Below are 10,037 nucleotides of genomic sequence, written 5' to 3' on the forward strand. Positions count from 1 at the left end.
GTATAGATTATTTCCAATCCCCTTTATAGTCCTCTGCGTTAATCTCCGTGTAAAAAAAGGCCCGTCTTGTCATGATGGATAAACTCGATAAGGCACTCTATTTTCAGCAGGAAGCGCTGAGTTTACTCGCCCGCCGGCAGGATATTTTAGCGTCGAATATCGCTAACGCCGATACGCCGGGCTATTTAGCCAGGGATATCGACTTTTCTCAGCAGCTTAAACAGGCGGTCAGTCAGCAGCGCAGCCGTACTGAGCCCTTAACGCTGAACCTGACCGCCGCCAGGCATATCCCGGCTACGGCGACGGTCTTTAATTAGACCGATTTATTATATCGGATTCCCGATCAGCCCAGCGCTGACGGCAATACCGTCGATATGGATCGTGAGCGAGTTAATTTCGCTGACAACAACATCAAATATCAAACCAGCTTAACCATTCTCGGTTCCCAGATTAAAGGGATGATGAGCGTGATCAGTCAGGGTTAATCGTCATGTCTTTATTCAGCATTTTTGATATTTCAGGTTCCGCCATGACGGCGCAGTCGAAGCGACTGAACGTCAGCGCCAGCAATATGGCGAATGCCGACAGCGTCGTCGGGCCAGACGGTGAACCCTACCGCGCGCGTCAGGTGGTTTTCCGCGTCAATCAGGCGCCCGGTCAGGAGATCGGCGGCGTGCAGGTCAGTGACGTGGTGGAAAGCAACGCCCCGGATCGCATGGTGTACGAGCCCGGCAATCCGTTAGCGGACGCCCGTGGCTACGTGCGGATGCCGAATGTGGATGTCGTGGGTGAAATGGTCAACACCATTTCCGCTTCGCGCAGCTATCAGGCCAACGTGGAAGTATTGAATACCGCCAAGGCGCTGATGCTGAAGACGCTGACGCTGGGTCAATAAGGAGAGTTGAAATGGCCGTCTCGCCAGTTACCAGTAATTACAGCGCCGCCAATAATACCAATGGTTCATCGATTGACGATATCACTAACAATTTCATGAACCTGCTGGTTGCGCAGATGCAAAACCAGGACCCCACCAACCCGATGGACAACAATCAGCTCACCTCGCTGATGGCGCAGTTCAACACGGCGGCGGGCGTTCAGCAGCTGAACAGTTCAATGAATAACGTCGGCCAGCTGGTGGTCAGCATGCAGCAGATGAACGCGGCGCAGTGGGTTGGACGCAGCGTTTATACCGAAGGCGACAGCACCGTCACCAAAGCGGAAGACACGCTCGCGTTCTCGGTCGAAAACGACGTCGATAAAGTGAACGTGGTGCTGACCGACAGCGAGGGCAACAGCTATACCGCTGAACTGAAAGATGTCAAAGCGGGCGTGCATAAATACCGCTTCGACGAGCTGACCGGGTTCCAGCCGGCGACGCCGGAGTTAGGTGAAGGCAAGTCTTACAAAGTCACCTATACCGCTGCCAACGAGGATGGTTCTGCACCAAAAATCGTTTCCCTGAAACATGGCAAAGTGGAGAGCGTCTCCTTCACCCTGACCGGTGCGGTACTGCAACTGGGACTGGGCGGCAGCGCCACGCTGAGCCAGGTTTATCTGATTGAGTAATTTCCGTTTTAGCATTTATTAGCGGCCAGGAAGGTTACGTATGAGTTTTTCACAAGGTCTTAGTGGACTGAACGCGGCGTCGCAGGCGCTGGATGTCGTCGGCAACAACATCGCCAACTCCCAGACCGTTGGATTTAAATCCGGCTCCATCTCTTTTGCCGACGTCTTTGCCGGATCGCAAATCGGCATGGGCGTACAGGTGGCCGGGGTTAAACAGAATTTTAGCGATGGCGTGCTGGGCCAGGGCAGCAGCAGCCTGGATATGGGCATCCAGGGGAACGGATTTTTCCGCCTGGTGAGCGAAGCCGGGCAGGTTTTTTACAGCCGCAACGGGCAGTTCAAAACCAATGAGAACGGTTATATCGTCAACGATATGGGTATGCAGCTCACCGGTTATCAGGCGACAGGCACGCCGCCAGCGATTCAGCCTGGCGCCGCGGTCGGCCCGATCCAGATCCCCACCGGGCAGATGCCGGCGCGCGCCTCTGACGGCGGCACGATGACGGGCAACCTCGACTCTGGCACGGACCCGATCGCCGCCGATATCCCCTTCGATCCCAAAGACAACAAAAGCTATAGCTCGGTATCCCAGGTTGACGCCTACGACAGCCTTGGCAACCGCCACACGGTGAACGTCTACTTCGTAAAAACCGGCGACAACGCGTGGAAAGTCTACACCCATGACACCACCGCGCCGAAAATCGGTGACGACGGCAAAGAAGAGTATCAGCAAATGGATCTCGCCTTCGACAGCGCCGGTCAGCTCACTACCAATCCGGCCCGCATCAGCATTGTCAGCTCAGCCTATAACGGCGCCGACGCGCTGGATTTCGAACTGGATATGACCGGCATGACGCAGCAGGCCGCCGATACCGCGATGGACAGCCCCAGCACCACCGGTTATGCGCCAGGCTCGATGAACGGCTATACCATCGGTGACAACGGCCAGATTATGGCCTCCTACAGCAACGGCCAGCAGCAGCTGCTGGGCCAGGTGGTGCTGGCGAACTTCACCAACGCAGGCGGCCTCGCCTCCAGCGGCAACAACTGCTGGACTGAAACCCCATCCTCCGGTCAGCCGGTCATCGGTGTAGCGGGCACCGGTAACCTGGGCAACCTGTACGGCAACAAGCTTGAGGCGTCCAACGTGGATCTGAGTCAGGAGATGGTCAACATGATCGTTTACCAGCGCAACTATCAGTCCAACTCGCAGACGATCAAAACCCAGTCTGAGCTGTTGCAGACCCTGGTGAACCTGGGATAACGGCGGATAAGGTATGGATCGCGCAATATATACCGCTATGGGCGCGGCGAACGCCGCGCTTAACCGTCAGGCGGTCACGGCGAATAACCTGGCGAACGTCTCCACCAACGGCTTTCGCGCCCAGCTTACCGCATACCGCGCGGTGCCGGTCAACGGCCCCACCGACGCCACGCGTGTGCTGGTTACTGAATCAACGCCCTACAACGACTACACCATGGGCGCTATCAACCAGACCGACCGCAGCCTGGATGTGGCGATGCCGCAGAACGGCTGGCTGGCGGTGCAGTTGCCGGACGGCGGCGAAGCCTATACGCGCGACGGCAATATTGAAGTCGACAGCGAAGGGCTACTGCGCGTCAGAGGCTATCCGTTGATGGGCGACGGCGGTCCGATCGCCATTCCGCCGCAGGCGCAGGTGACCATCGCGCCGGACGGTTCCATTACTGCGCTGGGCGCAGGCGATGAGCCCACCGCGTTGGCGCTGGTCGGACGGCTGAAAATGGTCACGGCGCAGCCTTATATGCTGCGCAACGGCGACGACGGCCTGTTCCATGTCGATCCCGCTCAGCAGGAGAATCCGGTGCTGCCCGCCGATCCTGAGCTGAGGCTGATGCCCGGCGCGCTGGAAAGCAGCAACGTCAGCCCGGTGAAGGCGATGGTGGATATGATCGCCACCGCGCGCGGCTTCGACATGCAGATGAAAGTCATCTCCACCGTCGACGACAACGCCAAGAACGCCAACCAACTGCTTAGCATAAGTTAATAACCGGCAAGGAGAAGCCTGCCATGATGCGTGCCTTATGGATTGCCAAAACGGGTCTGGAAGCGCAACAGACCAATATGGACGTCATTACCAACAACCTGGCGAACGTCAGCACCAACGGATTTAAGCGTCAGCGCGCGGTGTTTGAAGATCTGCTTTATCAAACGCTGCGTCAGCCGGGCGCGCAATCGTCAGAACAGACCACCATCCCTTCCGGGTTACAGGTCGGCACCGGCGTGCGTCCGGTGGCGACGGAGCGCATTCACGGCCAGGGCGGTCTGACGCAGACCAATAACGCGAAAGATGTCGCCATCAGCGGCCAGGGCTTTTTCCAGGTGCTGCTGCCGGATGGCACCACGGCCTATACCCGTGACGGCGCGTTCCAGATCGATCAGAACGGACAGCTGGTGACCGCCAGCGGCTACCCGATCCAGCCGGCGATTACGCTGCCGCAGGATGCAGGTTCGCTGACCGTCGGCAGCGATGGCCTGGTCAGCGTCACGCTGGCCGGGCAGACCGCGCCGCAGCAGGTTGGGCAGCTGACGCTGACCACCTTTATCAACGACTCCGGCCTGGAAAGCATCGGTGAAAATCTCTACCGCGAAACCCAGTCTTCCGGCGCGCCGAATGAGTCCACGCCGGGGCTGAACGGCGCGGGCACGCTGAAACAGGGCTACGTGGAGACGTCCAACGTCAACGTGGCCGAGGAGCTGGTGAATATGATCCAGACGCAGCGCGCCTATGAGATCAACAGCAAAGCCGTATCCACCTCCGATCAGATGCTACAGCGACTGGCGCAGCTCTGATCGTAGCGGGAGCTGGGCGCGACCGTCAGGCCGCGCCCGCTCGCATCTGTACTTACCGTAGTGAATATCATGATAAATCCGTCCGCCTTTATGCCGCCTGGCGCGAACACCCTCTCCCGCGTCGCTTCTCATCCCGTGAGCCGCCTGGCGGCTTCCGCAGGCCGTTTGGCGACGCTGACGATGCTCGGCGCGCTGCTGACCGGCTGCGCGGGTATTCCCCATAAGCCGCTGGTCCAGGGCGTCACCACCGCCAGCCCGACGCCGCCTCAGCTGAATGAAGTCAACGGATCGATATTTCAGACCGGGCAGGCGATGAACTACGGCTACCAGCCGCTGTTTGAAGATCGCCGTCCGCGCAATATCGGCGATACCCTGACGATCCTGTTACAGGAAAACGTCAGCGCCAGCAAAAGCTCGTCGGCCAACGCCACCAAAGGCGGCTCGGTGGGGCTGGGCTTTAACGCGATGCCGCGCTTTATGAGCGGGCTGTTCGGCGGCGATCGCGCCGCAACTTCGATTGAAGGCGAAAATGACTTCACGGGCAAAGGCGGCGCGGCGGCCAGGAACGCCTTCAGCGGCACCATCACCGTTACCGTGAAACAGGTGCTGGAAAACGGCAACCTGCTGGTGGTGGGCGAAAAACAGATCGCGATTAATCAGGGTACCGAATTTATCCGTTTTTCCGGCGTAGTGAATCCGCGCACCATCAGCGGCAGCAACACGGTGATCTCTACGCAGGTGGCCGATGCGCGCATCGAATATGTCGGCAGCGGCTATATCAACGAAGCGCAGCAGATGGGCTGGCTGCAACGCCTGTTCCTTAACCTTTCACCTTTCTGACAGGCTGATTTATGAGAACGCCATTTTATCGCTTTTTTCTGCATGCCTGCCTCTGCCTGGCCGTGTTGCTGGCGCCGAACAGCCATGCGGAACGCATACGGGATTTAACCACCATTCAGGGCGTGCGCAGTAACTCGCTGCTTGGCTACGGGCTGGTAGTGGGTCTGGACGGCACCGGCGATCAGACCATGCAGACGCCGTTCACCACCCAAAGCCTGAGCAATATGCTGTCTCAGCTGGGGATTACGGTGCCGCCCGGCACCAATATGCAGCTGAAAAATGTCGCGGCGGTGATGGTGACGGCGGAGCTGCCGCCCTTTGCCCGCGCGGGCGAGAAAATCGACGTGGTGGTCTCCTCGATGGGCAACGCCAAAAGCCTGCGCGGCGGCACGCTGCTGATGACGCCGCTCAAAGGCGTGGATAATCAGATCTACGCGCTGGCGCAGGGCAACCTGTTGGTATCGGGCGCGGGCGCGCAGAGCGGCGGCAGTCGGGTGCAGGTCAACCAGCTGAACGGTGCGCGCATCAGCGGCGGCGCCACGGTTGAGCGTGAAGTGCCCACGCAGTTCGGCAACGAAAATCTGCTGCGCCTTCAGCTGAACCAGGAAGACTTTAGCCTGGCCCAGCGCATCAGCGATGAAATCAACCGACGCTACGGCGGCGGCACGGCAATGGCGGAAAACGCGCGCGTGATCAAGCTGTTCGCGCCGATCGGCAACGCGGAAAAGGTGCGTTTTCTCGCCGATATCCAAAATATCTCCATCAAAACCGGGCCGATGGAGGCGCGCGTCATTGTCAACTCGCGCACCGGTTCGGTGGTGATCAACCGTCACGTTACGCTGGATGCCTGCGCCGTGGCGCAGGGCGATCTCTCAGTAGAGATTTCGCGCAGCAATCAGGTCAGCCAGCCTGATACGCCGCTGGCGGGCGGGCAGACGGTGGTGGTGCCCGATACGCAGATTTCACTGCGCGAGCAGGGCGGCGCGCTGCAACGCGTCAACACCAGCGCCGATCTGAACGCGGTGATCAGGGCGCTGAACAGCCTGGGCGCGACGCCGAACGATTTGATGTCGATTTTGCAGTCGATGAAAAGCGCCGGCTGCCTGAACGCGAAGCTGGAAATGAACTGATGAAAGCACCGTCAATGAATCCGGGCGCCGCCTTCGATGCGCGTACGCTGGAAAACCTGAAACAGGTGGCGAAGCAGGACCCGCAGCGTGGCCTGCGCGCCGCCGCGCAGCAGATGGAAGGGCTGTTCGTTCAGATGATGTTGAAAAGCATGCGCGCGGCCACCTTTAAAGATGGACTGTTTAACTCGCAGCAGTCGGAAATGTTTACCACCATGTACGATCAGCAGCTGTCGCAAGATTTGGCGGCGCAGGGACAGACCGGACTGGCCGATAAGCTGGTGCAACAGCTGGGCGGCACGCCGCTCAACGTTGCTGGCAGCGCGCCAGTCGCGCTGTCGACGCGGCAGCTGCCTTACGAACGGCCGCTGGGCCGCCAGCAGAGCCCGGCGGTCGCCGCGCCCGCGCCCGTGTCGGCCTCGCACGCTCATACGCAGGGCGGCGGCTTTATCTCTCGCCTGCTGGCGCCGGCGGTAGATGTTTCCCGTCGCACCGGTATCCCGCATCAGCTAATTCTGGCGCAGGCCGCGCTGGAGTCGGGCTGGGGCAACCGGGAAATCCGCCAGCAGAACGGGCAGCCAAGCTATAACCTGTTCGGCATTAAAGCGACGCCGGACTGGAAAGGGAAATCGACGGAAATCACCACTACCGAATATATCGACGGCGTAGCGCGCAAAGTGAAAGCGGCGTTCCGCGTTTACTCTTCCTATACCGAAGCATTACAGGATTACAGCGCATTGCTGGCGCGTCATTCGCGTTATAAGAATGTGATGCAGGCGAAAACGCCAGAGCAGGCCGCCCATGCTCTGCAACAGGGCGGTTACGCCACCGATCCAAACTACGCCAAAAAATTGATCGGCATCATGCAACAAATAAAAATAAATATTGAAAAAACGGCGAGCGCCTATAAAAACGATTTGACTTCATTATTTTAATTGCGTGGATTTTAGTAATTTTTCTACGCGCCGATAGATATATCAAAGCACCATAAAAAACTTATTTTCTCGGAATTTACGCACAGAAAGAACGCGGGTGATTTATGAATCTCATGTACCTGGCGCAAAGCGGCCTGAGCGCGGCACAGTCGTCTTTAAATGTAGTAGGCAACAACCTGAATAACGCCTCTACCCCAGGCTATAGCCGGCAGAATATTGTTCTGGGACAGGCTGGCGGGAAAAATACCAGCTATGGATTTTTCGGTTATGGCGTTCAGGTCAATGGCGTGCAGCGCGCCTATAACGGGTTTATTAATAATCAGCTGCGCAGCGCCAGCTCGGAATATAACGCGCTGTCTGGCCGCTACGAGCAGATTGCGCAAATCGATAATATGCTGGGCGATAAAACGAGTAACCTTTCCAGCTCGCTCAATAATATCTTCGGTGCGCTGGAGAAAGTCAGCAGCGACCCGGTCAGCATGGCGGCCCGCCAGGAAGCGATGTCAGCTTTTAACTCAACCGCTTCTCAGTTCCGCACCAACGCCCGCACGCTCAACGGCCTGGAAAAAAGCACCAATACTCAAATTAAGCAGAGCATTGACGATATTAACGCCTGCGCCAAAGAGCTGGCGACCATTAACGCCGCGCTCTATAAAAGCAGCGCGCAATCGGGCGGGCAGCCCGCCGATCTGCTCGACCAGCGCGATCAGCTGTTAAACAAACTCAGCGAACTGGTGGGCATCAAGGTGGATGAGAATCGCGCCACCGGCGAGGTTAACGTTTCACTCTCCAACGGCATATCGCTGGTGAACGGCGACAGAACCTGTCTGTTTGAGACCGCGCCGTCTGCCGCCGATCCGTCAAAGTTCGACGTTTTTTACACTGATGCCGCAGGCAACGCCATCAGGCTGGATGAAAATAAAATTACCACCGGCAAGCTGGCCGGCCTGTTTAAATTCCGCAATGAAGATCTGGTGGACGCCCGCAATCAGCTGAATCAACTGGCGCTGCAAATGGCTAACCGCTTTAACGAGGTGAATAAAGCGGGTTACGATCAGAGCGGCGCAACCGGCGGCGATATTTTCACTATCAACGATCCGGTGGCGCTGGTAAACCGCAATAACCAGGGCGACGCGACGCTGAATATCAGCTTTGATGAAGACGCCGGTGGCAATTCGCTGATCCCTCAGGTAAAGGTGCAGGATTACACCGTGGTTTATCAGGGACCGAACGCCAATGACTGGGTGGTGACCGATAGCAGCGGCCAACCGGTTAAAACAGAAATTGACGCCGACGGCAAATTGCATTTCGACGGCATCGTGATCGAGCCAAAAGGCGAGCCTGAAGCGGGCGACAGCTTTATTTTCAATTCAGCAGGCGGCGTAGCGGACAACGTTGACGTGGCGCTGAAAAATGGCGACCAGATCGCTGCCTCCGGCTCTGATAAGCACGAAGAAGAAAGCAATAACGAAAACGTTAAAAAGTTAATTGCGATTAAAGATGAAACCCTGATCGGCAAAGCGACCTTAACGGAAGCTTACGCCAGCCTGGTAAGCTCCGTCGGCTCTACGGTCAATACGCTGAAAAGTAATGGCAAGGCGGCCGCCAGCGTCTATGACAATCTGGAGTTACAGCAACAAAGCGTATCTGGCGTCGATCCGAACGAGGAGTTCGTTAAGATGAATATGTTTACGCAATACTACCAGGCCAACGCGCAAGTACTGCAAACGGCTATCACTATTTTCGATACGCTGTTAAGCGTCCGTTAATAAGCCAAACCCGGTTCGTAAAGGACAGTGAAGAATAACGCGAAAGGAAAAGAAGATGCGGCTTAGCTCACTTTACATGTATCAGCGCCAGATGAATAACATGACATCCAGCCTGGGTAGATTTAACGATATCTCTGCGCGTCTGGCGGCCAACCAGACGCTGCTGAAACCCTCGGACGATCCGGCTGGCGCCTCGCAGGCGGTGATCTACCAGAATGCGCTGGCGAAAATTGAACACTATGAAACGGCCCGTCAGTATGCGCAGGATGCGCTGGGTCAGCAGGATAACGTTCTGAACTCTATCGCTTCGCTGGTCACAAAAAACCTGTCGGAAAAGATCGTCGCCGGAGGCAACGGCGCCTATAGCAACGAAGATCGCGCCGCGCTGGCAAAAGAGCTGGAGGGGATTCGCAATAACCTGCTGGATTTAGCCAACAGCCGCAACAGCAACGGCCGCTATATTTTTGCTGGCTACAACACCGGCAGCGAGCCCTTTACCAAAGAGGGCGACTACGTTGGCGGCAATACCCCGATGGTGCAGCGCGTGGCGGACAGCACGGAGGTGCAGGTCAGCAATACCGGCAGCGACGTCTTCCTTTCCGGTACGGAACATGACCTTTTCAAGGCGCTGGATAATGCGATCGAAGCGCTAAAACAGCCGGCGAACGATGATGAAAGCCGCGAAGCGCTACAGGCAACGCTGGACCAGAGTAATATCGCGATTAAAAAGAATATCGATAACCTGGGCAAAGTGCAGGCGGGCGTCGGGACCAGCCTTCAGCAGCTGGAAGCGTTGGGCCTCAGCGCAGATAAACATAAGATCGATATAGTAAGCCGTTTGGAAGATACGCTGGGTACGGGATTGGATAATCTCAGCACCCTCGTGACGGAGCAGAAATTGGCTGAATTCTCGCTGAATTCTTCATTTATGGTCTTCCAGTCAATGCAGAAAATATCGCTTTTCAAC

10 protein-coding genes and 1 pseudogene are annotated in these 10,037 nt (G+C 57.2%); all 11 read left to right on the forward strand.

From position 1 onward, the window contains the following. Positions 1 to 71: 71 nt before the first annotated feature. A pseudogene (gene flgB / locus MYY08_RS14955) lies at positions 72 to 485 on the forward strand (flagellar basal body rod protein FlgB). Between the two features lie 5 nt (positions 486 to 490). After that, positions 491 to 895, forward strand: a complete 405-nt coding sequence (flgC, locus tag MYY08_RS14960) for a flagellar basal body rod protein FlgC (protein WP_038629399.1) — start codon at positions 491 to 493, stop codon at positions 893 to 895. A gap of 11 nt (positions 896 to 906) precedes the next feature. Next, positions 907 to 1,566: a flagellar hook assembly protein FlgD gene (locus MYY08_RS14965; protein WP_038629401.1), complete on the forward strand. Its 660-nt coding sequence runs from the start codon at positions 907 to 909 to the stop codon at positions 1,564 to 1,566. A 40-nt stretch (positions 1,567 to 1,606) separates the two neighbouring features. Next, positions 1,607 to 2,830, forward strand: coding sequence for a flagellar hook protein FlgE (gene flgE, locus MYY08_RS14970; RefSeq protein WP_038629402.1), 1,224 nt, complete (start codon positions 1,607 to 1,609; stop codon positions 2,828 to 2,830). Between the two features lie 13 nt (positions 2,831 to 2,843). Then, positions 2,844 to 3,593, forward strand: coding sequence for a flagellar basal body rod protein FlgF (locus MYY08_RS14975; protein ID WP_038629404.1), 750 nt, complete (start codon positions 2,844 to 2,846; stop codon positions 3,591 to 3,593). Between the two features lie 23 nt (positions 3,594 to 3,616). Beyond that, the gene (gene flgG / locus MYY08_RS14980) at positions 3,617 to 4,399 is read left to right on the forward strand and encodes a flagellar basal-body rod protein FlgG (RefSeq protein ID WP_084971287.1); all 783 of its coding nucleotides are present in this window, start codon (positions 3,617 to 3,619) and stop codon (positions 4,397 to 4,399) included. A gap of 180 nt (positions 4,400 to 4,579) precedes the next feature. Beyond that, positions 4,580 to 5,239, forward strand: a complete 660-nt coding sequence (locus MYY08_RS14985) for a flagellar basal body L-ring protein FlgH (RefSeq protein WP_288014763.1) — start codon at positions 4,580 to 4,582, stop codon at positions 5,237 to 5,239. An 11-nt stretch (positions 5,240 to 5,250) separates the two neighbouring features. Continuing rightward, positions 5,251 to 6,369, forward strand: coding sequence for a flagellar basal body P-ring protein FlgI (locus tag MYY08_RS14990; protein WP_052133980.1), 1,119 nt, complete (start codon positions 5,251 to 5,253; stop codon positions 6,367 to 6,369). Next, entirely contained in the window at positions 6,369 to 7,301 is a 933-nt protein-coding gene (gene flgJ, locus MYY08_RS14995) for a flagellar assembly peptidoglycan hydrolase FlgJ (RefSeq protein WP_288014757.1), read from the forward strand. The genes MYY08_RS14990 and flgJ overlap by 1 nt, the downstream gene beginning before the upstream one ends. A gap of 104 nt (positions 7,302 to 7,405) precedes the next feature. Beyond that, entirely contained in the window at positions 7,406 to 9,070 is a 1,665-nt protein-coding gene (gene flgK / locus MYY08_RS15000) for a flagellar hook-associated protein FlgK (protein ID WP_288014759.1), read from the forward strand. A gap of 55 nt (positions 9,071 to 9,125) precedes the next feature. Continuing rightward, positions 9,126 to 10,037, forward strand: a 912-nt coding sequence (flgL, locus tag MYY08_RS15005; RefSeq protein WP_288014761.1) for a flagellar hook-associated protein FlgL, incomplete at its 3' end; no start/stop codon positions are given.

Source organism: Mixta sp., from assembly GCF_024610815.1.
Taxonomy (GTDB): domain Bacteria; phylum Pseudomonadota; class Gammaproteobacteria; order Enterobacterales; family Enterobacteriaceae; genus Mixta; species Mixta calida.

Excerpts from the sequence above, each read along its gene's own strand:
- flgC (WP_038629399.1), top strand. The coding sequence starts at position 491 with ATGTCTTTATTCAGCATTTTTGATATTTCAGGTTCCGCCATGACGGCG.
- MYY08_RS14965 (WP_038629401.1), top strand. The coding sequence starts at position 907 with ATGGCCGTCTCGCCAGTTACCAGTAATTACAGCGCCGCCAATAATACC.
- flgE (WP_038629402.1), top strand. The coding sequence starts at position 1,607 with ATGAGTTTTTCACAAGGTCTTAGTGGACTGAACGCGGCGTCGCAGGCG.
- MYY08_RS14975 (WP_038629404.1), top strand. The coding sequence starts at position 2,844 with ATGGATCGCGCAATATATACCGCTATGGGCGCGGCGAACGCCGCGCTT.
- flgG (WP_084971287.1), top strand. The coding sequence starts at position 3,617 with ATGATGCGTGCCTTATGGATTGCCAAAACGGGTCTGGAAGCGCAACAG.
- MYY08_RS14985 (WP_288014763.1), top strand. The coding sequence starts at position 4,580 with ATGCTCGGCGCGCTGCTGACCGGCTGCGCGGGTATTCCCCATAAGCCG.
- MYY08_RS14990 (WP_052133980.1), top strand. The coding sequence starts at position 5,251 with ATGAGAACGCCATTTTATCGCTTTTTTCTGCATGCCTGCCTCTGCCTG.
- flgJ (WP_288014757.1), top strand. The coding sequence starts at position 6,369 with ATGAAAGCACCGTCAATGAATCCGGGCGCCGCCTTCGATGCGCGTACG.
- flgK (WP_288014759.1), top strand. The coding sequence starts at position 7,406 with ATGAATCTCATGTACCTGGCGCAAAGCGGCCTGAGCGCGGCACAGTCG.